We start from the raw sequence: 21,878 nt of genomic DNA on the forward strand, positions 1-21,878 counted from the left end.
GTAAGTTGAGGGTAAAAGCCTATCAGGAAGAATTCCGAAGTGATATATGCACCACTTTCTGCAGTTCGGCATGGATGGCACCGTCGGTGTCCCGCCATTCCACGGGATAGGTGCGGTCCACCTTGGGCTGGTCCTGGAGGAGGCGGCGGATCTCCGCCAGCTCCTCCTCGTCGATCCGGAAGGTGGCGGACAGGAGGCTCCGGCCCGGCTTGCGGAAGCGAATGGAGGCGGCCTTGTCCCACACCACGTAGTCCGGCCCGAGCCGGTGGATCAGCATGAGCATGTAGATGGGATCCGCCCCGGCGTAGAGGCTGCCGCCGAAGATGGTGCCCACGTAGTTCCGGGTCCGCCAGGAGAGGGGCAGGCGCACGCGGACTTGGGACCAGTCCGAGGCGATGAAGGTCACCCGAGCCCCTGTGCCCCGGTAGCAGGGCCAGAAGTTGAATACCCAGCGGAAGAGGCGGGTGCGGAGGGATTCGCGCAAGAGATTCCGGGAAGGCTAGAAGCGGACCGTGACCTTCTCGCCTTCCTTCATGTGCACGGTGTCGATGAAGTGCACCTTCCGGTCCTGGTAGGTGAGCACCAGGCTCTGGGTGCGGACGCCATGGCCGAAGTGGAGCACGCCCTTCAGGAGGTTCCCGTGGGTGACGCCGCAGGCGGCGAACACGATCTGCTTGCCCGGGCAGAGGTCGTCTGTGAAGTAGATTCGGTTGAAATCCACGCCCATGGCCTCGGCCTTCTCGCGGCTGGCGGTGTTGGTGTCCACCTTGAGGCGGCCCTGGATCTCGCCGTTGAGGCACTTGAGGGCGGCGGCGGAGAGCACGCCTTCGGGCGCCCCACCGGTGCCCATGACCGCGTGGATGCCCGTGCCGCTGACGGCGGCGCTGATGGCGGCGCTGAGGTCGCCATCGCCGATGAGCTGGATGCGGGCCCCGGCCTTGCGGATGTCGGCGATGAGCTGGACGTGGCGCTCCCGGTCGAGCACCGTGACGGTGATCTCCTCGACCTTGCGGTCCAGGGACTTCGCGATGATCTCCAGGTTCTCCTGCACGGGGGCGTTGAGGCTCACCTTGCCCTTGGCGGCGGGCCCCACGACCAGCTTCTCCATGTAGAGGTCCGGGGCGTGCAGCAGGCCGCCCTTCTCCGTGGCCGCCAGCACGGCGATGGCGTTGGGGGCGCCGGTGGCGCAGAGGTTCGTGCCTTCCAGGGGATCCACGGCGATGTCCACCGCCGGGTGGTCCCCGTCCATGTCCGCCCCCATCCCCACCTTCTCGCCGATGAAGAGCATGGGGGCCTCGTCCCGCTCGCCCTCGCCGATGACGATGGTGCCGTCCATGCGGACGGTCTCCATGGCGTGGCGCATGGCCTCCACTGCCAGCTGGTCGCTGTACTTCCGCCGGCCGTGGCCGACGGAGGAAGCGCAGGCGATGGCGGCCTGTTCGACCACGCGCAGGAATTCGAGGGACAGGGTCTGTTCCATGGGGGGCTCCGGATGGGCGGGTCGGATGGGCTCAGGCGAGCCGGTTCACGCTCTGATGGATCCAGTCGAGGAAGCCCTCGGACCCGGCTTCCACGGGAAACATCAGGATCTCCGGGACTTCGTAGGTGTGGAGGTCCGAGATCACTTCCGACACCTGGGGGAAGAATTCCCGGGTGGTCTTGATGATGAGCATCACCTCTTCGTCGAGGTGGGTTTCGCCCTTGAAGTAGTAGTAGCTCTTGATGCTGGGGACGATGTTCACGCAGGCGGCATAGGCCTGATCCACCAGGGCCGCGGCAATGGTCAGAGCTGTCTCCTCGCTGCCGCAGGTGGTCATGATGGTGCAGGCGTCGCTCATCGGGTGGACTCCCCGCCCGGCGGGCGGAACCCGCCATTGTATCGTGCCGGCAGGGGCGCCGTTGATCACGAAGCTCGGAGGTGGATCGCGACGGCACCTGCGTGGTCTGACCACGGTGGTGCGGAGGTCGGGAGCGATATCCGTTGGGGGACCATCGGTTGGGGAGGCTGCGGAATGGCTCACGGGGAGGTGGGCCGCTTACCCTTCTGACGATTCGGCTCACCCGGACTTCGGATTCGAACCGCGTCTGGCTGTGCCAGCCGTGGGTCTAGTTTGGAGGTCGGCCAGTCTCCGTATTCGGCGCCGACCCACCAGGACGCGGATTCGAACGCACCCGGCTTCGCCGTGTGCCGGTCTTTCTCCGGCGCGACATTTAGTCGCGCCTCCGAAATCCCACTCGGAGGTGGGCCGCTTACCCTTCCGAGGTTTCGACGCACCCGAGCCCCGGATTCGAACCGCGCCTGGCTGCGCCAGCCGCCGGTTCCGCTTCGGCGTGCCATCTAGGCACGCCTCGGGCGGTCCCACTCGGAGGTTCGAATCATTGTCTTTTCCCGACCAATGAGAAGGGGGCCCGCAGGCCCCCTTCTCATTGGTCGGGGCGAGAGGATTCGAACCTCCGACCTCTCGGTCCCGAACCGAGCGCTCTACCAGGCTGAGCCACGCCCCGACGAAGGTTTGACTCTACTGGAAACGGGCGGGGCCGTCCAGCCCGGGACTACTCGGATTCCAGGCCGAGGCGGATGCGCTCCCGGCGGCGGTCTTCGAGGAGGCGCAGGGCACGGCGGAGGGGATCGGGGTCTTCCGGCTGGGCAGGGGTTTCCACGGGCGGGTCGCAGGGAGTGATCTGGAGACCGGTCAGGCTGAGGTTCAGGGCCCGCTGGATGCGGTCGCGGATCTGGGGCCACACGGCGGTGGCGGCGTCGCGCAGGGTACCGATCCGGGTCAGTTCCCAGCAGCCCATCACGAGCACATTGTGCTCCACGCGAAGCGGGCGGGTGCGTTCCGCCAGGACGGGGCCCACCACGAAGACCCAGGCGGCGCGCAGGCGCGCCAGGGCCTTCTGATCGGGCTGGCGGGCGCCCAGGGGCACCAGGCGGGGGGCGCGGCGGCGGTTGGCGTTCATGGCTTCCAGCGCGGCGGGGGCAGGGGGGCGCAGGCCCGCTCGCCGTTGAGGAGCACGGGCGAGGCCAGGGTGGGGATCATGGCGTTGGTCTCGGTTTCGAACAGGGGCTGGAGCAGGTTGTGGAGCTCGCCGCCCTGGCGGAACAGCACCTCGTCCACAGTCCGGATGCGGCTGGCGGGGATGGCGTTGGGTTCGCAGAAGGCCAGCACCCGGTCCACGGTGCTGGCCAGCGTGCGGGCCTCGATGAGGGCCACCAGCGCCTCCCGGTCCTTCACGCGGCCCCGGTTCTGCCGCCACTCGGGCCGTGCGTCCAGGTCCAGGCCCAGCCACATGGCCAGCACCTCGAACTGGCGGTCGCTGCCCACGGCAATGGCCACGTCGCCATCGGAGCATCGGAAGGTCTGGTAGGGCACGATCTGGGGGTGGGCGTTGCCCCAGCGCTGCGGGGTCTTGCCGGTCATGAGGGCACCGGCCCCGACGTTCACCAGGCCTGCCAGGGCCGCCTCCATGAGGGGCACCTCGATGTGGAGGGCCTCGCCGGTGCGCTCGCGGTGGAGGAGGGCCGCCTGGATGCCGTTGGCGCAGTAGAGGCCCGCCAGCACGTCCACCAGGGCCACGCCCACCTTCATGGGGCGGCCCTCCGGCTCGCCGGTGATGGCCATCCACCCGCTCTCGGCCTGGATGATGAAGTCGTACCCGGCCCGGCGGGAGGCCGTGACATCCGAGGCGAACCCGCGGACGGAGGCCAGGATGAGCTTGGGGAACCTGGCGTGGAGCCGCTTCCAGCCCAGCCCCAGGCGATCCGCGGAATCGGCGCGGAAGTTCTCCACCAGCACGTCCGCGTCCTTCAGCAGCTCGAAGAGATAGGACCTGTCGTCCTCCGCGTGGAGGTCGATGGTCCGGCTGCGCTTGCCGCGGTTGCCGCAGCGGAAGTAGGCGCTCTCGCCGGATTCGCCCTGCTCGAAGGGCGGTCCCCAGCCTCGCGAAGGATCCCCGTCCGGGGGCTCCAGCTTCTGGACCTCGGCCCCGAAATCCGCCAGCAGCTGGGTCGAGAAGGGGCCTGCGAGCACGCAGGACAGATCCACGATCCTGATGTGGGACAAGGGCTTGGGCATCGGGTTCTCCGCTACCCAGCCTACTTCATGTGCTTCGTGCGCCCGCGAGGGATCAGCTGGCGGCCACGGTGCGGCGGTAGGCCGCGACCAGCGAGGCCGCGATGTCCCCTGGCTCGTGGCCCAGGAAATCCTGGCGCTGCATGAGGTGGACCAGCTGCCCGTCCTTGAAGATGGCGGCCTGGGGGCTGGTGGGCATGGCGCCCTCGAAGTACTCGCGGGCCTGGGCCGTGGCTTCCTTCTCCATGCCGGCGAAGACCGTGACCAGGTGATCGAAGCGCAGGCCCTGGGCGCGGAGGGCCTCGGTCACGCCCGGCCGCGCCCCAGCCGCCGCGCAGCCGCAGACGCTGTTCACCAGCAGGAGGGTCGTGCCGGGCTGCTGCAGGGCCTCGTCGACCTGCGCCGGCGTCAGAAGCTGGCGGAAGCCCGCCTGCACCAGTTCCTCGCGCATCGGGGCGACCATATATTCCGGGTAGTTCGACACCACAGCCTCCAGGGGTTCTAAAAGTTTACCTATCGAGTCAAGATTGATCCAGATCACATTTCCGGAGGTCCCATGCGACTGGTCCTGCTGGGTGGAAGCCTGCGCCCTGCATCCCTGAACACCCGGTTTCTGAGGCACCTGGCGGCTGACCTGGAAACCCGCGGCCACGAGGTGTCCAGCTTCGCCGGGTCTGCGCTCCGCCTGCCGCTCTACGAAGAAGGTGAGGCGCCGACAGAGGATCTCCAGGAACTGCACGGGAGGCTCGGGAAGGCCCAGGGCCTGGTGATCGTGTCGCCGGAGTACAACTCGGGCATCCCGGGCCACCTGAAGAACGCCGTGGACTGGCTCAGCACCATGGCCCCCAGTCCCTGGCAGGGCTTGCCGGTGCTGCTGTGCGCCGCGAGTCCGGGCGCCTTCGGCGGGGCCCGCGGCCTGGTGGCGTGGCGGGCGACCCTCGCGAACATGGGTGCGCTGGCCTTTCCGGGCGCGATCACGGTTCCACATGCGGACCAGCAGCTCGACGAGCGCGGCGCCCCGACCGATCCCCGCACCGCCGCCTCCGACTCGAAGACGCTGGCGGGGTTTCTGGCCCTGGCGGCCCGGCTTCACCCCGAGTGAGTTCGTGCGATCCTGAAGCGTCCTCTCCGGAGCCGCCATGAAGGATTTCTTCAAGACTTTCTTCGCCGCCCTGCTGGCCCTGATGGTGGCCGGCGCGCTGGCCTTCGTCATGTTCCTCGGAGTCCTGGCGGCCATCGGCTCATCCGGGAAGCCCGTGGTGCCCAGCAAGGCCGTGCTGGTGTTCGACCTGGACACCAGCTTGTCCGACGCGGATCGCGAGCCCGAGCCCAGCGAGGCGCTCAGTGAGGCCCTGGGCGGCGGGGGAGGACATGCCCAGTCGCTGCCTGCGGCCATCGAGGCCCTGGACAGGGCCGCCGCCGACAGCCGCATCACGGCGCTGTTCCTCACGGGCAACCTCCAGGGGGCGGGACCCGCCCAGCTCCGCGAGCTGCGGGAGGCGATCCAGCGCTTCAAGGCGAAGAAGCCCGTGCTGGCCTACAACCAGGGCTGGAGCAAGCGGGACTACTACCTCGCCGCGGGTGCCAGCACGGTGTTCATCAACCCCTTCGGCGAGATGGAAGTGAACGGCCTGGCCAGCGAGCCCATGTTCTTCGGCGAGGCCTTCAAGAAGTACGGCGTGGAGGTGCAGGTCACCCGTGTTGGCAAGTACAAGAGCGCGGTGGAGCCCTTCATCACCGACCGCATGAGCGAACCCAACCGCGAGCAGGTGAAGAAGCTGCTGGAGGACATCTGGAGCGAGTGGAAGACCACGGTGGCGAAGGATCGCAAGAAGACCGCCGACGACCTCCAGCTCATCGCCGACGAGAAGGGGCTCGTGGAGGCCGATGAAGCCAAGAAGCTGGGCCTGGTGGACCGCCTCGCCCCCTACGACGAGGTGCTGGACGAGCTGAAGAAGCTGGCCGGGAAGCAGCCCAAGGACAAGGACTTCCCCCAGATCGCCCTGGCCACCTATGCGGGCATCCCCGGGGAAGCGAAGACCAGCAGGACCCGCATCGCCGTGGTCGTGGCCGAAGGCGAGATCGTGGATGGCGAAGGCAAGGCCAACCAGATGGGCGGCGAGCGCCTCAGCCGCGAACTGCGCAAGCTGCGCCTGGACGACCGCATCAAGGCGGTGGTCCTCCGCGTGAACAGCCCCGGCGGCAGCGCGGCGGCGTCCGAGCTCATCCAGCGGGAGGTCATCCTCACCAAGAAGGTGAAGCCCCTGGTGGTCTCCATGGGCCACCTGGCGGCCTCCGGCGGCTACTGGATCAGCACCTACGGCGATCGCATCTTCGCCGAGCCCAGCACCATCACGGGCTCCATCGGCGTCTTCGGCCTGCTGCCCAACGTGAAGAAGCTGGCCAACGACCATGGCATCACCTGGGACAGCGTGCAGACGGCCAAGCTGGCCAACCCCATGACCCTGGCCCGGCCCAAGAACGAGCTGGAGCTGGCGCGCATCCAGGGCCTGGTGGACCGCATCTACGAGCAGTTCGTGGCCAAGGTGGCCGACAGCCGCAAGATGAAGAAGGAGGCGGTCCACGAGATCGCCCAGGGCCGCGTGTGGTCCGGGCAGGAAGCCGTGAAGCTTGGCCTGGTGGACGAGGTCGGCGGCCTGGATGCGGCGGTGAAGTACGCGGCGGGCCGGATCAAGGCGGGTGACGACTACCAGGTCGTGGGGCCCGAGCGGGAACCGGACACCCTCCGGGAGATCCTGAAGAACCTGGGCGGCAAGCCCAGGAAGCTCGCCAAGCCCGGCCCGGTGGATGGGCTGGTGGATTCGTTCCGCCACCAGCTGGACCTCCTGACCTCGCTGAACGATCCGCAGGGCGTCTACGCCAGGCTGCCCTTCGAACTCGAGCTGAAATAGCTCGTGGACTCCTCCTCTTTCGTCTCGGCCATCGTCCTGCTGGTGCTGGTGACCGATCCCCTGGGCAACATCCCGGTCTTCATCGGGCTGCTGCGCCAGGTGGATCCGGCCCGGCGCCAGCGGATCATCATCCGCGAGGTGCTGTTCGCCTTCGCCATCCTGCTCTTCTTCGCGCTCTTCGGGCAGAAGGTGCTGCGGCTCATGCACCTGACGGACACCTCACTGGGCATCGCGGGTGGCGTGATCCTCTTCCTCATCGCCCTGAAGATGGTGTTCCCCCACGCGGAGGCCCCGGCGGACCTCCCGGTCCACGGAGAGCCCTTCCTCGTCCCTCTGGCCATCCCTTTCATCGCCGGCCCCTCGGCCATCGCCACGGTGCTGCTGCTGGTGAGCCGCGAGCCCCACCGGCTCTGGGAATGGCTGGGCGCCCTGTCCGTGGCCATGGCCATCTCGGCGGTGGTGCTCGGCTTTGCGGAGAGGATCGCCGCGTTCCTGGGCGAGAAGGTCACCCAGGCCTTCGAGCGGCTCATGGGCCTGGTGCTGACGGCCATGGCCATCGAGATGCTGCTGGCGGGCATCCAGAAGTTCGTGCTGCAGCTTCGGGCCGTCTAGGCTTTCCGTTTCAGGCTCAGCTCCAGCGTGAACTCCGCCACGGGCTCGAAGGTGCCGTCCGGCAGCTTCACCGCGGCCTGGATGTGCATCGGTTCGGTGATGCGCCCCTCGGAGGCCAGGGCGCGGCGCACCTGGTCGCGGATGGCCGCGCCTTCGTCGCAGATGAAATAGACGTTGGATTCGGGACGCTTGAGGAAGGTGGCCTGGAAGGCCTTGAAGACCAGGGACACCTCCTGGCCGGACCGCTTGATCTGGTCCATGGCCAGCAGGCCCCCGGCGCAGTCCGCCCCGATGGCGAGGGCGCCGAAATACATGGAGCCCAGGTGGTTCTTCGTCCAGCGCCGGAGCGGGATCCGCACCACGCAGCGGGCATCCGTCAGCTCGACGACGCTGGGGCGCACGGATGCCAGGAGGGGGATCTTCAGCCAGCCGAACAGGCGCATTCCGAAGGTCTGTTTGAGGCGTTCGAATCGGGGGGACATCCTCCAATTCTCGGGCTCAGACCTGGTTCACGTCCAGCAGACCCTCGGGAGGATCCAGGTCCAGGTGCCGGTTCGCGAAGTCGAGCGTCCACCAGGCCTTGATGTAGGGGATGTCGCGCTGGCCCGTGCGGCTGGGCCGCAAGTCCCGCATGACCACCATGTCGTAGCCCGCGGGCCCGGGGTCCAGGCGGAGCACCTCGCCCACCTTGCGCCCGCCGATGAAGACGTCGCAGCCGATCCACTGGTGCCGGAAGCTTTCGCCCTCCTCCAGCACCGCCGCCGATTCGGGCATCCACAGGGCCCAGCCCTTCAGCGCCTCGGCCGCCGTGCGGTCGGGCACCTCGGTGAAGGCCAGGCAGGGCCTGTCCTGGTGCCACCGGAAGCCTCGCAGCTTCACGGGTCGGGCCGGGGCGGCCGTCTCGCCATGCTCAAGGTCCATCTGAGGCGGAGCCAGCACCAGCCCAGCCATGCCGTCCAGCCGCTCGGGCTCGTCCATGACGGCATGGAAGAGGAACTCGCCCTTGAGCCCCTGGACCTTGGCGAGGTGGCCCGCAAGAAGCATCTAGGCCTCCCGTTCGTCCTCGTCGTCCAGCTCGAGGTTCACCACCAGGTCCGCCTTCTCCCCGGCGACCTTGCAGAGGGTGCGAAGCGCCGAGATCATGCGCCCGTGCTTGCCGATGATGCGCCCGCGGTCCCTGGGGTCTGCGAAGACCAGCACATCACGCTTCTTGCCCTCGCCGCTGACCTCGACCCGGAGGGCCTCCGGATGGTCCAGCAGGGGGGTCAGCACATCGCGCAGGAAGGCTTCGGGATTCATGGGCGCTCCACGAACAAAGAAAGCCGGACCCTGGCCCGGCTTTCGGGGAACGGAAACCGGCTAGATGATCTGGTTCTTCTTGAACAGATCAAGGACGGTCTTGGAGGGCTGGGCGCCCTTCTGGAGCCAGGACTTGGCCTTCTCGGCGTCGATGCGGACCTCTTCGCCGGCGCCGGCGATGGGGTTCACGAAGCCCAGCACCTCCACGGCGCGGCCGGTGGGGATGCGGTCATTCTCGGAGACGACGATGTGGTAGAACGGGCGCTTCTTGGCACCATTGCGAGCAAGTCGGATCGAAAGCATGGGCACTCCCTGAGCAGGAGAGTGTATCGCGGAATTCACCCGTTCCCAAGCGCTAATTCAGGGCTCGAAGCTCGAGGGCGGGAAGCTACCTTCCATGACGGCCTGGCGCTCCCGGACATTTCGCCGGAGGGTCGGCCAGCGGGGGTGGGTCCGCATCTTCTCGAGGAATGGCGAGGATTCATACCAACGGGCGCAGCTGAATCCCTGGACGAAGGCCCGCGTGGCGCAATCCACGGCCCGATCCGAATCGCCGAGGAGCGAATAGGCTTCCGCATGCTTGAAGGTCAGTTCCCCGTCCGGAATGCGGAGCTTCCCTCGGACATCGTCGATCCGCCGGAGCTCGGCCAGGCCGTCCGTGGTCCGCCCCTCCAGCAAGGCGCGGTAGACCCGGGCGAGGTCCTGGAAGGGGCTGAAGCCCCCCGCCGTCTCGGCGTCCTTCATGCGCCCGAGGGCCGTCTTGCGGTCGCCTTTCAGCAGGGCCAGGTATCCCATGTAGAACAGGACGCCTGAGTCCTCACGCAGGTTCCGCGCCTGCTGCACGTCCTGCTCGAAGCCGGACCAGTCGCCGATGTAGAGGTTGGTGGTCTCGACGGTCCAGGAGGAGGCGGGGGACAGGGGGGCGAGGAGCCCCTGCCGTCGGATCATGGCCGACCGGGCTCCGGCCAGCAGGCCCGAGGTGCGGCCGGCGTAGGTGAGGCCGAGGAAGAGGTCGGGAACCTCCGGGCGCAGGCGCATGGCCTCGTCGAGGACGCGCAGGGCCACATCCTGGTTTCCCGTGTCCGTGAGCATCAGGGACCAGAGGAACGTGGCCCTGGGGTGGCCCGGCACCAGCTCCACGGCGCGCTGGAACGCCCGGTGGGTGCGGGAATTGAGGCCGATGCCGGCCTCGGCGGGATCCACCCACAGGCTGCGGTAGAGGTGATCCCCCAGCGTGGTCCAGGCGGTGGCGCACATGGGCTCGGCCTCGGCCAGGGCCTGGGTGGCGGGCAGCTGGTTCGTGGCTTCCCGGTCGTCCCGGATGGCCATGGCCCGCAGGAGCTGCCAGAACCGCCCAGGATCCCGGGGGTAGAGGTCAGCCCGGAAGCGGTGGCGTCGATCCAGGGGCCACCGCGCCACCCAGGTGTCCATGGCCTTGGCCGGATCCATGGGGGGCTGGGCGTCCCGGCGCCAGGGGCGGCCCGCCAGCAGCTCCGCAGGGGTGGTCCACTGGGTGGTCAGGGCCAGCCGCTGGCCGTCCCGGCGTCCGTGGAACCGGAACAGGGCGAGATCGGACGGGAGTTTCCGCAGATCCCCCGGGGCGGGGAGGGTCGCGGCGTGGGTGACCGTGATCCCCGCCAGCACTTCGAAGTGATCCGAGATCAAGGTCTCGAGGCCCAGGTTCACCTCGGTCTGCTGCGAAGGTTCGGCGCTGATGATGAGCACCCGCCGCGCTGTCGCGGAGTGGGCGCTGGACCGCCACAACCACGCCCCGGTCAGCCCGACTGCCAGGAGCACCCCGAAGGCCATCCAGGTTCTGGCGGATGTCAGGGGACGGGGAAGCACCAAGGGTCCTCGCTAGAAAGGCAGGTTGGGGCCGCCACCCATTTTCGCCATGCGCTGCATGCGGGCCATGAACTTGGGATCGTTCATCTGGCCCATCATCTTCTTCGTTTCCACGTACTGCTTGATGAGCTGGTTGATCTCGCTCACGGGGCGGCCGCAACCGGCTGCGATGCGGCGCTTGCGCTTGCCGTCCAGCAGGTTGTGGTTGGCGCGCTCGGCGGGCGTCATGGAGTTGATGATGGCCTCCAGGTGCTTGATGCGCTTGTCCGTGGCCACCTGAGCGAGCTGGTCCTTCATCTGCCCCAGGCCCGGCAGCATGCCCAGGATCTTGTTCATGGAGCCCAGCTTCTGCACCTGCTGGAACTGCTTGCGCATGTCCTCCAGGGTGAACTGGTTCTTGGCCAGGCGCTTGGCCATGACCTCGGCTTCCTTCTCGTCGATCTTGTCCTTGGCGTGCTCGATGAGGCTGAGAACATCGCCCATGCCCAGGATGCGCTGGGCCATGCGGTCCGGGTGGAAGCGCTGGAAGTCCTCCAGCTTCTCCCCCTCGCCCACGAACTTCAGGGGCTGGCCCGTGGCCTGCTTGATGCTGAAGGCCGCGCCGCCGCGGGTGTCCCCGTCGGTCTTGGTGAGCACCACGCCCGTGATGCCCAGCTTCTCGTGGAAGGCCGTGGCGCTGCGGACCGCGTCTTGGCCCGTCATGGCGTCGGCCACGAAGAGGATCTCGTCCGGAGAGACCGAGCCCTTGATGCGGACCAGCTCCTCCATGAGGGCTTCATCGAGGTGCAGGCGGCCCGCGGTGTCGAGGATGACCGTGTCCCAGCCCTTGAGCTTCGCCTCGGCCAGGGCCGCGGCGCAGATGGCCACCGGATCCTTCTCGTCGGTGCGGAAGGAGGGCACGCCGGCGTCCTTGGCCACCACGTGCAGCTGCTCGATGGCGGCGGGGCGGTAGACGTCTGCGGGCACCAGCAGGGGCGAGCGGCCCAGCTTCTTGAGGAACACCGCCAGCTTGCCGCAGGTGGTGGTCTTGCCGGCGCCCTGCAGGCCCACCATCATCACCACCGTCGGCGGCTTCGAGGCGAAGGCGATGGGGTGCTCGGGGGCCTGGCCACCCATGATCTCCACCAGCTCGCGGTGGACGATGTCGATGAAGGCCTGGGCGGGATTCAACCCCTGCATCACCTCGGCGCCGAGGGCCTTCTCCTTCACGCGCTGGAGGAAGGTGCGGGCCACGCTCACGTGGACGTCCGCCTCCAGGAGGGCCATGCGCACTTCGCGCAGCACGGCTTCGAGGTTGGCTTCCGTCAGCTTCGACTGGCCCCGGAGGGCCTTCATGGCCTGGCTGAGTTTCTGGGTGAGGCTGTCGAACATGGGGCTCCGGGACGGCACGAAAATTCCATTCTACCGGTGTGGGCGGGCATTTCCCTGTCGCGAAAGGCATCCTCGGGCATAATCCGGTCCGGGGGAGCCGGATATGTCCAATCATCTCGCTGGAAGCCTCAGCCCCTACCTGCTCCAGCACGCCCACAACCCCGTGGACTGGTTCCCTTGGGGGGAGGAGGCCCTGGCCAAGGCCCGGACTGAAGAGAAGCCCATCTTCCTCAGCATCGGCTACAGCGCCTGCCACTGGTGCCACGTCATGGAGCGGGAGAGCTTCGAGAACCCGGCCGTGGCCGAGGTGCTCAACACCCACTTCGTGAGCATCAAGGTGGACCGGGAGGAACGGCCGGACCTGGACGACCTCTACATGGACGCCGTGCAGGCGATGACCGGCCGGGGCGGCTGGCCCATGAGCGTGTGGCTCACGCCGGACCTGGAGCCCTTCTACGGGGGCACCTACTTCCCGCCAGAACCCCGGGGCGGCATGCCGGGTTTCGCCCCCCTGCTGCGGCGCATCGCCGAGGTGTGGCGGGAAGACCGGGCAGGCGTGGTGGGGCAGGCCGGCCGACTGGCGACGGAGCTGCGGCGGCAGGCGGCGGTGGAGGCGGGCGCCGCGCTTCCGGATGAGGCGGCGCTCGACGGGGCCCTGGCCCAGCTGCGGGCCGCGTTCGATCCCCGGTGGGGAGGCTTCGGCCCGGCGCCCAAGTTCCCCCAGTCCATGGCCGTGGAACTGATCCTGGCCCGGGGCACGGCGGAGGATCGGGCCATGGCTCTGCGCACCCTGGACGCCATGTGGGAGGGCGGCATGTACGACCACCTGGGCGGCGGCTTCGCCCGCTACAGCGTGGACGGCCAGTGGCTGGTGCCCCACTTCGAGAAGATGCTCTACGACAACGCCCAGCTGGTCTGCGCCTACCTGGCGGCCTTCCAGGCCACGGGAGAGACCCGCTACGGCCAGGTGGCGCGGGAGACGCTGGACTACATGCTCCGGGAGCTCTGCAATCCCGCTGGGGGCTTCCACTCCAGCGAGGACGCGGACAGCGAGGGCGAGGAGGGGAAGTTCTACGTCTTCACGCCCGCCGAAGTCCGCGAAGCCCTGGGCGAGGTGGATGGCCCGCGCTTCTGCGCGGCCTTCGGTGTCACCGATGGCGGGAATTTCGAGCACGGGAAGAGCGTGGTTCACCGCTTTTCCTGTCCTCGGGAAGCTTCCCTTCCAGACGAAGACGATCGAAGGCTGCGAGCGCGCCTGCGGCAATGGCGCGACCGCCGTGTGCACCCGGGCAAGGACGACAAGGTGCTGGCGTCATGGAACGGCCTCGCGCTCTCCGCCTTGGCCCGGGGCTTCCAGGTGCTGGGCGAGGCCCGCTACCTCGAAGCCGCCCGGGACTGCGCCAGCTTCCTGCGCCGGGAACTCTGGCGGGACGGACACCTGCTGCGCGTCTGGCGGCAGGGGAAGGCCCACACGCCGGGGTTCCTGGAGGACAGCGCCGCCGTGGTGGAAGGACTGGTGGACCTCTACGAAGCGGGTTTCGATCCCGCCTGGCTGCGCTGGGCGGAATCGCTGGCCGAGGGGCTGCTGGCACGGTTCCAGGATCAGGCCGACGGCGGCTTCTTCAGCACGGAGGCAGATCAGCCGGACCTCCTCTTCCGCCTGAAACCAGGATTCGACAACGCCATCCCCGGCGGCAACACGCTGGCGGCGCGGGCCCTGCTGCGGTTGTCCCGCCACCTCCAGCGGGAGGACTTCCGGTTGGCCGCCGAGGGCGCGCTCCGCTGCTTCGCCCCCTGGATGCGGCGGGCGCCCCGGGCCTTCCTGGGGATGCTCGGCGTGTTCGACCTGGCCTTGCGCGAGCCGGTGGAGGTGGCCATCTCCGGCAACCCGCGCAGCTCCGCGGTGCAGGCCATGCTGGCGGAGGTCCACCGCCGCCACCTGCCCGGGCGGGTCCTGTCTGTCTCGGAGGATCAGCTCCTCCCCCTGCATGAGGAACGCGCCGCCTCGAAGGAGGGCCCCTTCGCCTTCGTCTGCCGCGGCCGCACTTGCGCCCGGCCCGTGACATCGTCGGTGGAATTGGCTTCGCTTCTCCGCTGACCGGCCTTCCGGATGTGACCCGTTGCCCTGGGGTAGATTGGCTACACTGGGGTGATCATTCGCGTGAGCATCCACGGAATGCCGGCGCGTTCGCGCGACCATGTGACATAGGGGCTGCCATGAAGACCTTCACGCTGAAGATCGACCCGCTGACGGGCGAGGAATATTACGAGGTCTATGTCCGGGGCCGGCAGCTGCTGAACAATCCGCATCTGAACAAGGCGTCGGCGTTCACCAAGGAAGAGCGCCTGGGGTTGGGCCTGGACGGCATGCTGCGGCCCGGCATCTCCACCCTGGAATCCCAGCTGGACCGCACCTACGAGGCGTTCCTGCGCAAATCTGACGACCTGGAGAAGTACATCTACCTGTCGGGCCTCCTGGACCGGAATGAGGTCCTCTTCTACCGCCTCCTGGTGGACCACCTGGATGAGATGGTGCCCATCGTCTATACGCCCACAGTGGGCCAGGCGTGCCTCCAGCTGAGCCACATTCAGCGGCGCTACCGGGGCATCTACATCACGCCCGAGAACATCGGAAACATCGACCAGATCTTCCACGGCCTCTCCCAGCCGCAGGTGAACCTCATCGTGGTGACGGATGGGGAGCGCATCCTGGGCCTGGGAGACCTGGGCTCGGACGGCATGGGCATTCCCGTGGGCAAGGTGAGCCTCTATGTGGCCGCCGGCGGCGTCCACCCGGGGGTCTGCCTGCCCGTCACGTTGGACGTGGGCACCAACAATCCCCGGCTGCTGGAAGATCCCCTCTACCTGGGCATCCGCAAACCCCGGCTCCGGGGCGCAGAGTACGAAGAACTGGTCGAGAAGTTCGTTCTCGGCGTGAAGCGCAACTTCCCCGGCGCCCTGCTCCAGTGGGAGGACTTCGCCAAGCACACGGCCTTCAAGAACCTCGATCGCTACCGCGAGCGCATCCTCTCCTTCAACGACGACATCCAGGGCACGGGCTCGACGGCCCTGGCGGCGCTGATGACCGCCATGCGCATCAAGAAGAGCCGCTTCCAGGATGAGCGCTACGTCATCGTGGGCATGGGCCAGGCCGGCACCGGCATCGCCATGAACATCCGCGCCGCGCTGAAGGCGGAAGGCCTCTCCGACGCGGAAGCCCGCAAGCGCATCTTCGCCGTGGACATGCAGGGCCTGCTCATCGAAGGCGATCCCCTGCTGGAAGAACCCCAGATGCCGCTGGCGCAGTGCCGCTCCTCGGTGGAGGGCTGGAAGCTGGATGATCCTTCCCGCATCGGTCTCCAGGATGTGGTGCGCAATGCGCATCCCACGGTGCTCATCGGCGTCACCGCCCAGCCGAACCTCTTCGACGACGCCATCCTGGCGGAGACCGCGAAGCATTCCGAACGGCCCATCGTGCTGGCGCTCTCGAACCCCACCCACAAGTGCGAGTGCTCGCCCGAGGCGGTCTGGAAGGCCACGGACGGCAAGGGCCTGGTGGCCACCGGCAGCCCCTTCGCGCCAGTGGAATGGAAGGGCCGCACGCTCCAGGCCTCCCAGTGCAACAACATGTACATCTTCCCGGGCGTGGGCCTCGGCGCCCTGGTCTGCAAGGCCACCCGGATCACCGACAGCATGTTCCTGGCGGCCAGCAAGGCCATCAGCACCTTCGTGACGCCGGAGCAGGAAGCCACCGGCCTGCTGCTGCCGGAGATGAAGGACATCCGCCAGGTCTCCGCCGCCGTGGCCAAGGCCGTGGGCATCGAGGCCAGGAATGCCGGCCTCGGCCGTCTGCTCGACGACGACCAGTTGGAGTCCATCGTCACCAAGGCCCAGTGGGAGCCGCACTACACCACCTACCGGGCCGGCGCGCCGGGCCTGATCGACTGATGGCTGCCAGGACAGTTTTTCCCCTTGAGAGGGGTGGAGGCCGGCCTAGCCTGTGAGTCGGGAAGAGTTTCTCTTTCCTCCCACGGGGCGACCGTTCACGCCAGCCCCTTCCGGCCCGCGATCCTAGTGGCCGAGACATATTGGGCACCCTTCGGGGTGCCCTTTTGTTGTCCGGGGGTTCCCCCCGCAACGCATGCGTTGCAGGGATCTATGGGCTCGCTGCGCGAACACCCCCGGGCCCCCGCGGCAAATCCCGGCGTAGCCGGGCTTTGCCTTGCCCCATCGTCCGGGGGTTCCCCCCGCAACGCATGCGTTGCAGGGATCTATGGGTTCGCTGCGCGCATACCCCCGGGCCCCCGCGGCAAATCCCGGCGCAACCGGGCTTTGCCTTATTCGAATGTCCGCAGGCCCCTGCGCGCAAGCTCGTCGGGGTTTCATCTCCAGGGGTCCCTTGACAATCGGGCGAATCTACACAAAATTGTCTACACCATCTTGTGTAGGATTCCCATGAAGCGACCGAACAAGCCGACCGACGTGGAGCTCAAGTTCCTGCGGGTCCTCTGGGACCTGGGGCCGTCCACCGTGAAGGAGGTGCATGCCCGCCTGAACCTCACGGAGGAATACGCCTACACCGGCGTCCTGCGGATGCTCCAGGTGATGCTGGACAAGGGCCTGGTGACCCGGGACGAGCGCCAGCGCAGCCATGTCTATGCCCCAGCCCACAGCCGGGCGGCCATGGAGGGGGGGCTGGTGTCTGATCTGAGCGAGCGCCTCTTCGGAGGATCCGCCGCCGCGCTGGTGCTCGCGGCCCTCCGCTCCGGCCCCGTCAGTCCCGAGGAAAAGGCCCGCATCCGCGAGCTGCTGGGGAGGGAGGAGTGATGGCTGCCATCGTTCAGATCCTGGGATGGGCTCTCGTCCACGCCCTCTGGCAGGACGGTCTGCTGGCGGCCCTGGCGGCCTTGGGTGGCCTCCTTCTCCGGGGCCGGGCACGGCACGCCATGAATGGCCTGATCCTGGCCCTCTGCCTGGGGCTGCCTGCGGCCACGGCCTGGCATTTCCACCGTCCGGCCCTGCTGGGGGCGGGCCCGGTCCAGGTGGCCGAGGCCGCGCAGGGTGGCCCGGCGGCCTTCCTGCCCCGGGCGGACAGGGCCTCCAGGCCCCTGCTGGCGCGGCTGGAGGCCGCGCTCCAGCCCCGTCTGCCCGCCCTGGTGGTTCTCTGGGCGGTGGGAGCGAGCCTCATGGCCCTCCGCCTGGGCGGCGGGTATGCCCTCAGCTTGAGCTGGAAGCGGAGGGGCGTACCGGCCCCCCGGGACTGGCAGGACTCGCTCGATGACCTGGCCCGGCGCCTGGGAATCCTGCGCAAGGTGCGTCTTCTCCTGGTGGGGCATGGCCAAACGCCCCAATCGCCTGTGGCCCTCGGGCTCTGGAAGCCGGTGGTGCTCCTTCCGGCAACCCTGCTCACAGGCCTTCCGCCCGGCTTCCTGGAGGCGCTCCTGGCCCATGAATTGGCCCACGTGCGCCGCCTGGACTACCTGGCCAACCTCCTCCAGGGCATCGCAGAGACCCTCCTCTTCTTCCATCCCGCCATCTGGTGGCTTTCGGCCAGGATCCGGGCCGAACGCGAGGAGCTCTCCGACGACCTGGCGGCCGAGATGCTTGGCGATCCGCGGCGCCTGGCCTTGGCCCTCAACGCGCTGGACGACCTCCAGCGACCCCTTCCCCACCTGTTGTTCCCGGCCCTCGCGGCCCGAGGAGGACATCTGCTCACCCGAATCGAACGTCTGCTCTCCCCGAAACCTGTCAGGGGTCCCCTCGGAGGCGCCCTGACCTTCCTGCTGCTCCCCGGCCTGGCCCTCGCCTTGCGGGCCGCGGCTCCGGCGTTCCCACCCATCGGGGCTCCGGCCACCGTCATCGCCCAGCTGGACGTCCTGGCCGCTCGGGAGGGGCTGGACCCCCAGCTGCTCCGCAGCATGGCCTGGGTGGAGAGTGGCTTCAACGCCAAGGCCAAGAGCACCATGGGTGCCACGGGGATGCTCCAGGTCATGCCCGAAACCGCCCGGAAATTCGGTGCGACGGACCTGGAGGATCCCGCCCAGGTGATGGCCGCAGGCGCGAAGTACCTGCGCTTCCTGCTGGACCGGTACCAGGGGGACGTCCAGAAGGCGGTGGCGGCCTACAACTGCGGGGAGAAGGCCCTGGACGAGGGGCGCATCACCGAGGAGGCCACCCGCTACCGGAGCCTGGTGATGGATGTGCTGGCCGCGAAGGCCGTGCAGCCGGAGGCCCCGCTGGCCGAGGGCGAAGTGCAGGGTGTGATCCGGCGGGGAGGCGGAGGCCAGATCACGCTCCAAATCCGTGCGAGCAGCCGCGGCAGCCTGAAACTGGACCTGCTGCCCGCGGAAGGCGCCAAGGCGTTGGGCACCATCCAGATCGGGGAGAAGCGCCAGGACGGGACCTACGCCGTGGGGCCCTGGGAGGAGGTCAGGCCCAGGATCCTGGTGGACGCTTCGAAGGCCGGGGCGAGCCTGGTGATCCGTGGCGAGGAGCCCGGCACGGGCTGGCGCGGAGACACCCGAGTGCTGCTGGACGCCCCCTGGAAGACCTTCACCTTCCAGATGAAGAAGCCATGAGGCTTTCCCGTACGCAGAACGGCCCGGCATCGCCGGGCCGTTCTGCGCAGGATCGGGCTTTAGGCTGCGAAGGTCCGATGGCTGCGGTGCATGACCTCGGCCTCGAGCTCGGCCTCGAGGGCCTGCACCTGGCGAAGGACGGCGAGGCCGCGCGGGGAGGCGCTCATCTTGGACTCGAGCTGGTTGAAGACCTCGTGCAGCCGCTCGGCGGTGGTCCAGAAGGCGGGGTTGTGCTGTCGAACGCTGGCATCCATGTGCATGGCCACTCCACTGCTTGCTGGACATCATCATCGTCTTTGATGATTCCCAATGCTAGTGATAGACATCACAAGAAATGTCACGAGTTACGGACATTTTTGTCATGGTCGCCATGACAATTCCGGAAGCCCTTGAAAAACATGACATTCAGGTTGTCAACGGGGCGGATCAGACCCGCCGGGTGGCCAGCAGATGGCCGATGGCCACGGCGGCGGCGTCGGCCGCATCGGCCGCCAGGGGCTCCCTCAGGTTCAGCAGGGTCATGACCATCTTCCCCACCTGGCTCTTGTCTGCCCAGCCGTAGCCGCTGACGGCCTTCTTCACCTGCATGGGGTTGTAGTCGCCCACGGGCAGGCCGTGGAGGGCCGCCGTGAGCAGGATGCCGCCCCGGATCTGGCCCAGCTTCAGGGCCGTGGCGGCGTTCTTCTCCACGAAGGGGGACTCCACGGCCATGAAGCCGGGCTCGTGGGTGGCGATGGCCTCCGCCAGGCGCTCATGGATGCGCAGGGCCCGCTGGTCGAAGTCGGCGCCCCGGGGGCTGCGGATGACACCTGCCTCCACCAGGGTCAGGCGCGAGCCGAAGCGCTCCACCACCGCCCAGCCGCAGGCCAGGGAGCCCGGGTCCACGCCCAGGCACCGCACGGGCGAGGGCGCGACGATCATCGGCCCTTCCGCTTGCCGCCGCCCCGGACCGACCCCTTGGGCGGTTTGGGTTTGGCCTCCCGGGCCTTCTTCGGCGGCCGGCCCTTCGGCGGCGCCTCATGACGCACCTTGGGCTCCCGGGCCCGGCCCCCGCCCCCCCGCCTCGGCTTCTCGAAGTCGCCTTCCCGCAGCGTCGCGGGCGCGGCGAGCGTCGGCACGAACGTGAACGCCTTCCCGTGGGCGTCCTGGGCCTTGGCTTCGGTCATCCAGGCGCTGATGCGGCGCAGGTCCTCGTCCACGGCGGTGACCTCGACCTCCACGGCGTCGCCGATGGTGAGCACGACGGACCCGCGGAGCCCCGTGGCCTTGGTGCGGTGCTCGTCGATCCAGAAACCGCCGCCCAGGGCCGCCAGGGGAACGCCCACCTCCACGAAGGGAGCGTCGAGGGTGATGAACACCACCTTGGCGGAGAAGCCCTGGATGCGGCCCCGGAAACGTTGCCCAATGCGGGACTTCATCAGCAGGCAGGCCTTCCACTTGTCGTTCTCGCGCTCGGCCTCGGTGGCCTTCTGCTCGGCGTCGCTGGCACCCTTGGCCAGCACGGCCAGGTGGCTCTGGAGAGCCTCGGGCAGCCGCTCGCCCCGCAGCACTTTGCGCAGCATCCGGTGGACGACGAGGTCGGGATAGCGGCGGATGGGGCTGGTGAAGTGCAGGTAGTTCTGAAGCGCCAGGCCCGAGTGGCCGATGTTCTCGGCGCTGTACTCGGCCCGCTTGAGGCTGCGCAGCAGCAGGGTGTTGATCATCACCTCCAGAGGGCCGCCCCGGATCTTGTCCAGCATGGCGTTGAGGTGCTCCGGCGTGGGGGTCTCCTTGGGCTTCAGCAGACCGAAGGTGCGCGCCACCTCCGCGAAGATCTCCAGCTTCAGCGGGTCGGGCTCGTCGTGGATGCGGTAGATGGTGGGGACCTTCCTGCGCGTGAAGAACTGGGCCACGGCTTCGTTGGCCAGCAGCATGAACTCCTCGATCATGCGGTGGGCATCGTGGCGCGGATAGCGGCGCGCGTCCACGGGGCGGCCTTCGGCGTCGAAGATGAACTCGGCCTCCTCGGTGTCCAGGTTCATGGCGCCGCGGCCCAGGCGGGCCACGGTGAGGCGCCGCGACAGCACCAGCGATTCGTCGAGCAGGGCGCAGAGGTCCTCGCCCAGCTCGGCCCGTTTCCGCGTCGAGAGGTCGATGCAGGCCTCCTTCACCTCGTCGTAGGTGAGGCGCTTCGCGCTGCGGATGACGCTTTCGGAGAGGCGCGTCTCCACCACTTCCAGGTCGGGCGAGATCGTCATCCAGGCCGTCATGGTCAGGCGGTCCACGCCTTCTCGCAGGCTGCACAGATCGCCACTGAGGCGGTCCGGGATCATGGGGATGGCCTCGTCCGGGAAATACACCGAGGTGCCCCGCAGGCGGGCCTCCTCATCCAGGGGGCCACCCTCCGCGACGTAGTGGCTCACGTCCGCGATGTGGACGCCCAGCAGCCAGCCGCCGCCTTCGGACTTGGGCAGCACCTCCAGGCTGATGGCGTCGTCGAAGTCCTTGGCCGTGGGGGGGTCCACGGTGCACGTGAGCGTCTGCCGAAAGTCCTCCCGCCCCTGGATCCACTCGGCGGAGATCGCCGTGGGGAAGGGCGCCAGCTCCTTCATCACGGCCTCAGGGAAGGCCGTGCGCAGGTTGAAGAGCGCAGCGGTCAGCCTGTTCTCGATCTTCAGATCGGTCTTCTTCCCCAGCCGGGCCACCACGGTGCCGTGCAGCTGCTTGGCCTCGGGATCGGCGTCCAGCTTCACGCTCACCAGCTCGCCATCCTCGGCCAGGTCCGTGGGTGCGACGGAGATGATCTGGGAGAGGCGGGGTTCCAGGGGCACCACCCGCCAGCCCCAGGGCTGCTTCTGGAGCGTGCCCGGCAGGGGGACCTCGCCCCGGCCCTTGACCTCCAATACACGGGCCTTGAGGCGGCCGTCCCAGCCCTCGCCGCAGACTTCGGCCAGGACCCTGTCGCCGTGGATGGCGCCGTGGGCATCCCGCCAGTCCACGAGGAGGTCCATGCCGGGGCCCTTGGGCATCCCGGCCAGCCGCAGGAAGCCGCCGGCGCCTTCGGGATGGCCCAGGAAGGTGGCCTCGAAGGTTTCGTACGGACGAAGCCCCGCGGCAGGCCGCGGGGCTTTCGGGGATTCCCGCCGATCGGGTGTGCGAGCCGGGGGACGGACGGGGATGCGGGAGGTGGAACGGCGGGCCATGTCCTC

General features: G+C 68.3%; 22 protein-coding genes and 1 tRNA gene. 7 read left to right on the top strand and 16 right to left on the bottom strand.

The window, feature by feature from the left end:
* Nucleotides 1–22: 22 nt before the first annotated feature.
* The 7 genes from ML539_RS12825 to ML539_RS12855 all read right to left on the bottom strand — a co-directional run bounded on the left by ML539_RS12825 (nt 23) and on the right by ML539_RS12855 (nt 4,536).
* Nucleotides 23–484 carry a DUF4442 domain-containing protein gene (locus ML539_RS12825; RefSeq protein ID WP_243324428.1) on the bottom strand — a complete coding sequence of 154 codons (462 nt, stop codon included), beginning with the start codon at nt 482–484 and terminating at the stop codon, nt 23–25.
* Nucleotides 485–499: 15 nt separating this feature from the next.
* Nucleotides 500–1,480, bottom strand: a complete 981-nt coding sequence (glpX, locus tag ML539_RS12830) for a class II fructose-bisphosphatase (RefSeq protein WP_243324430.1) — start codon at nt 1,478–1,480, stop codon at nt 500–502.
* A 31-nt stretch (nt 1,481–1,511) separates the two neighbouring features.
* Complete coding sequence (cutA, locus tag ML539_RS12835) at nt 1,512–1,838, bottom strand: divalent-cation tolerance protein CutA (RefSeq protein WP_243288678.1); 327 nt, start codon at nt 1,836–1,838, stop codon at nt 1,512–1,514.
* Between the two features lie 590 nt (nt 1,839–2,428).
* Nucleotides 2,429–2,505 (bottom strand) — tRNA-Pro (locus tag ML539_RS12840).
* Between the two features lie 48 nt (nt 2,506–2,553).
* Nucleotides 2,554–2,961 carry a DciA family protein gene (locus ML539_RS12845; protein WP_243324431.1) on the bottom strand — a complete coding sequence of 136 codons (408 nt, stop codon included), beginning with the start codon at nt 2,959–2,961 and terminating at the stop codon, nt 2,554–2,556.
* The gene (locus ML539_RS12850) at nt 2,958–4,076 is read right to left on the bottom strand and encodes a CoA transferase (RefSeq protein ID WP_243324433.1); all 1,119 of its coding nucleotides are present in this window, start codon (nt 4,074–4,076) and stop codon (nt 2,958–2,960) included. The genes ML539_RS12845 and ML539_RS12850 overlap by 4 nt, the downstream gene beginning before the upstream one ends.
* A 52-nt stretch (nt 4,077–4,128) precedes the next feature.
* Nucleotides 4,129–4,536: a BrxA/BrxB family bacilliredoxin gene (locus ML539_RS12855; protein WP_279341653.1), complete on the bottom strand. Its 408-nt coding sequence runs from the start codon at nt 4,534–4,536 to the stop codon at nt 4,129–4,131.
* 93 nt (nt 4,537–4,629) lie between these two features.
* On the opposite strand from ML539_RS12855, the gene ML539_RS12860 reads away from it, so the two are divergent.
* The 3 genes from ML539_RS12860 to ML539_RS12870 are packed head-to-tail and all read left to right on the top strand — an operon-like array spanning nt 4,630 to nt 7,597.
* On the top strand, nt 4,630–5,175 hold the full coding sequence (locus tag ML539_RS12860; protein WP_243324436.1) for an NADPH-dependent FMN reductase: 546 nt from the start codon (nt 4,630–4,632) through the stop codon (nt 5,173–5,175).
* A 37-nt stretch (nt 5,176–5,212) separates the two neighbouring features.
* Nucleotides 5,213–6,985, top strand: a complete 1,773-nt coding sequence (gene sppA, locus ML539_RS12865) for a signal peptide peptidase SppA (protein ID WP_243324437.1) — start codon at nt 5,213–5,215, stop codon at nt 6,983–6,985.
* A 3-nt stretch (nt 6,986–6,988) separates the two neighbouring features.
* Entirely contained in the window at nt 6,989–7,597 is a 609-nt protein-coding gene (locus ML539_RS12870; protein WP_243324438.1) for a MarC family protein, read from the top strand.
* Here the strand turns inward: ML539_RS12870 and ML539_RS12875 are convergent.
* Genes ML539_RS12875 through ffh form a run of 6 tightly spaced genes read right to left on the bottom strand, consistent with a single transcriptional unit; the run spans nt 7,594 to nt 12,112 of the window.
* A complete protein-coding gene (locus ML539_RS12875; protein ID WP_243324440.1) occupies nt 7,594–8,079 on the bottom strand; it encodes a DUF4442 domain-containing protein in 486 nt (161 codons plus the stop codon). The genes ML539_RS12870 and ML539_RS12875 overlap by 4 nt on opposite strands.
* Before the next feature lie 16 nt (nt 8,080–8,095).
* The gene (locus ML539_RS12880; protein ID WP_243324442.1) at nt 8,096–8,641 is read right to left on the bottom strand and encodes a hypothetical protein; all 546 of its coding nucleotides are present in this window, start codon (nt 8,639–8,641) and stop codon (nt 8,096–8,098) included.
* Nucleotides 8,642–8,896, bottom strand: coding sequence for a KH domain-containing protein (locus ML539_RS12885; RefSeq protein ID WP_243324443.1), 255 nt, complete (start codon nt 8,894–8,896; stop codon nt 8,642–8,644). It lies immediately after the preceding gene.
* Nucleotides 8,897–8,956: 60 nt separating this feature from the next.
* Nucleotides 8,957–9,199 (bottom strand): 30S ribosomal protein S16, encoded by a 243-nt coding sequence (rpsP, locus tag ML539_RS12890; RefSeq protein ID WP_243324446.1) that lies wholly within the window; start codon nt 9,197–9,199, stop codon nt 8,957–8,959.
* Between the two features lie 57 nt (nt 9,200–9,256).
* Nucleotides 9,257–10,693, bottom strand: coding sequence for a hypothetical protein (locus ML539_RS12895; protein WP_243324447.1), 1,437 nt, complete (start codon nt 10,691–10,693; stop codon nt 9,257–9,259).
* A 60-nt stretch (nt 10,694–10,753) separates the two neighbouring features.
* Nucleotides 10,754–12,112, bottom strand: a complete 1,359-nt coding sequence (gene ffh / locus ML539_RS12900) for a signal recognition particle protein (protein ID WP_243324449.1) — start codon at nt 12,110–12,112, stop codon at nt 10,754–10,756.
* A gap of 103 nt (nt 12,113–12,215) precedes the next feature.
* Here ffh and ML539_RS12905 point away from each other — a divergent pair, with 103 nt between their 5' ends.
* The 4 genes from ML539_RS12905 to ML539_RS12920 all read left to right on the top strand — a co-directional run bounded on the left by ML539_RS12905 (nt 12,216) and on the right by ML539_RS12920 (nt 18,690).
* Nucleotides 12,216–14,210, top strand: coding sequence for a thioredoxin domain-containing protein (locus ML539_RS12905; RefSeq protein WP_243324451.1), 1,995 nt, complete (start codon nt 12,216–12,218; stop codon nt 14,208–14,210).
* Between the two features lie 119 nt (nt 14,211–14,329).
* A complete protein-coding gene (locus ML539_RS12910; RefSeq protein ID WP_243324452.1) occupies nt 14,330–16,060 on the top strand; it encodes an NAD-dependent malic enzyme in 1,731 nt (576 codons plus the stop codon).
* 507 nt (nt 16,061–16,567) lie between these two features.
* Nucleotides 16,568–16,939 (top strand): BlaI/MecI/CopY family transcriptional regulator, encoded by a 372-nt coding sequence (locus ML539_RS12915; protein ID WP_243324453.1) that lies wholly within the window; start codon nt 16,568–16,570, stop codon nt 16,937–16,939.
* On the top strand, nt 16,939–18,690 hold the full coding sequence (locus ML539_RS12920; RefSeq protein WP_243324454.1) for a transglycosylase SLT domain-containing protein: 1,752 nt from the start codon (nt 16,939–16,941) through the stop codon (nt 18,688–18,690). Before ML539_RS12915 ends, ML539_RS12920 begins: the two co-directional genes overlap by 1 nt.
* Before the next feature lie 59 nt (nt 18,691–18,749).
* Here ML539_RS12920 and ML539_RS12925 read toward each other — a convergent pair whose 3' ends face one another.
* The 3 genes from ML539_RS12925 to ML539_RS12935 all read right to left on the bottom strand — a co-directional run bounded on the left by ML539_RS12925 (nt 18,750) and on the right by ML539_RS12935 (nt 21,872).
* Nucleotides 18,750–18,950: a hypothetical protein gene (locus ML539_RS12925; protein ID WP_243288661.1), complete on the bottom strand. Its 201-nt coding sequence runs from the start codon at nt 18,948–18,950 to the stop codon at nt 18,750–18,752.
* Between the two features lie 166 nt (nt 18,951–19,116).
* The gene (gene ruvC, locus ML539_RS12930) at nt 19,117–19,611 is read right to left on the bottom strand and encodes a crossover junction endodeoxyribonuclease RuvC (RefSeq protein WP_243324455.1); all 495 of its coding nucleotides are present in this window, start codon (nt 19,609–19,611) and stop codon (nt 19,117–19,119) included.
* Nucleotides 19,608–21,872, bottom strand: coding sequence for a VacB/RNase II family 3'-5' exoribonuclease (locus ML539_RS12935; RefSeq protein ID WP_243324456.1), 2,265 nt, complete (start codon nt 21,870–21,872; stop codon nt 19,608–19,610). Before ML539_RS12935 ends, ruvC begins: the two co-directional genes overlap by 4 nt.
* Nucleotides 21,873–21,878 lie beyond the last annotated feature (6 nt).

The sequence above is a fragment of the Geothrix sp. SG200 genome, from assembly GCF_022808935.1.
In the GTDB taxonomy this organism is placed as follows: domain Bacteria; phylum Acidobacteriota; class Holophagae; order Holophagales; family Holophagaceae; genus Geothrix; species Geothrix alkalitolerans.

Coding starts and splice junctions, on each gene's coding strand:
- glpX (WP_243324430.1), bottom strand. CDS start 1,480: ATGGAACAGACCCTGTCCCTCGAATTCCTGCGCGTGGTCGAACAGGCC.
- cutA (WP_243288678.1), bottom strand. CDS start 1,838: ATGAGCGACGCCTGCACCATCATGACCACCTGCGGCAGCGAGGAGACA.
- ML539_RS12845 (WP_243324431.1), bottom strand. CDS start 2,961: ATGAACGCCAACCGCCGCCGCGCCCCCCGCCTGGTGCCCCTGGGCGCC.
- ML539_RS12850 (WP_243324433.1), bottom strand. CDS start 4,076: ATGCCCAAGCCCTTGTCCCACATCAGGATCGTGGATCTGTCCTGCGTG.
- ML539_RS12855 (WP_279341653.1), bottom strand. CDS start 4,536: ATGGTCGCCCCGATGCGCGAGGAACTGGTGCAGGCGGGCTTCCGCCAG.
- ML539_RS12860 (WP_243324436.1), top strand. CDS start 4,630: ATGCGACTGGTCCTGCTGGGTGGAAGCCTGCGCCCTGCATCCCTGAAC.
- sppA (WP_243324437.1), top strand. CDS start 5,213: ATGAAGGATTTCTTCAAGACTTTCTTCGCCGCCCTGCTGGCCCTGATG.
- ML539_RS12875 (WP_243324440.1), bottom strand. CDS start 8,079: ATGTCCCCCCGATTCGAACGCCTCAAACAGACCTTCGGAATGCGCCTG.
- ML539_RS12880 (WP_243324442.1), bottom strand. CDS start 8,641: ATGCTTCTTGCGGGCCACCTCGCCAAGGTCCAGGGGCTCAAGGGCGAG.
- ML539_RS12885 (WP_243324443.1), bottom strand. CDS start 8,896: ATGAATCCCGAAGCCTTCCTGCGCGATGTGCTGACCCCCCTGCTGGAC.
- rpsP (WP_243324446.1), bottom strand. CDS start 9,199: ATGCTTTCGATCCGACTTGCTCGCAATGGTGCCAAGAAGCGCCCGTTC.
- ffh (WP_243324449.1), bottom strand. CDS start 12,112: ATGTTCGACAGCCTCACCCAGAAACTCAGCCAGGCCATGAAGGCCCTC.
- ML539_RS12905 (WP_243324451.1), top strand. CDS start 12,216: ATGTCCAATCATCTCGCTGGAAGCCTCAGCCCCTACCTGCTCCAGCAC.
- ML539_RS12910 (WP_243324452.1), top strand. CDS start 14,330: ATGAAGACCTTCACGCTGAAGATCGACCCGCTGACGGGCGAGGAATAT.
- ML539_RS12915 (WP_243324453.1), top strand. CDS start 16,568: ATGAAGCGACCGAACAAGCCGACCGACGTGGAGCTCAAGTTCCTGCGG.
- ML539_RS12920 (WP_243324454.1), top strand. CDS start 16,939: ATGGCTGCCATCGTTCAGATCCTGGGATGGGCTCTCGTCCACGCCCTC.
- ML539_RS12925 (WP_243288661.1), bottom strand. CDS start 18,950: ATGCACATGGATGCCAGCGTTCGACAGCACAACCCCGCCTTCTGGACC.
- ruvC (WP_243324455.1), bottom strand. CDS start 19,611: ATGATCGTCGCGCCCTCGCCCGTGCGGTGCCTGGGCGTGGACCCGGGC.
- ML539_RS12935 (WP_243324456.1), bottom strand. CDS start 21,872: ATGGCCCGCCGTTCCACCTCCCGCATCCCCGTCCGTCCCCCGGCTCGC.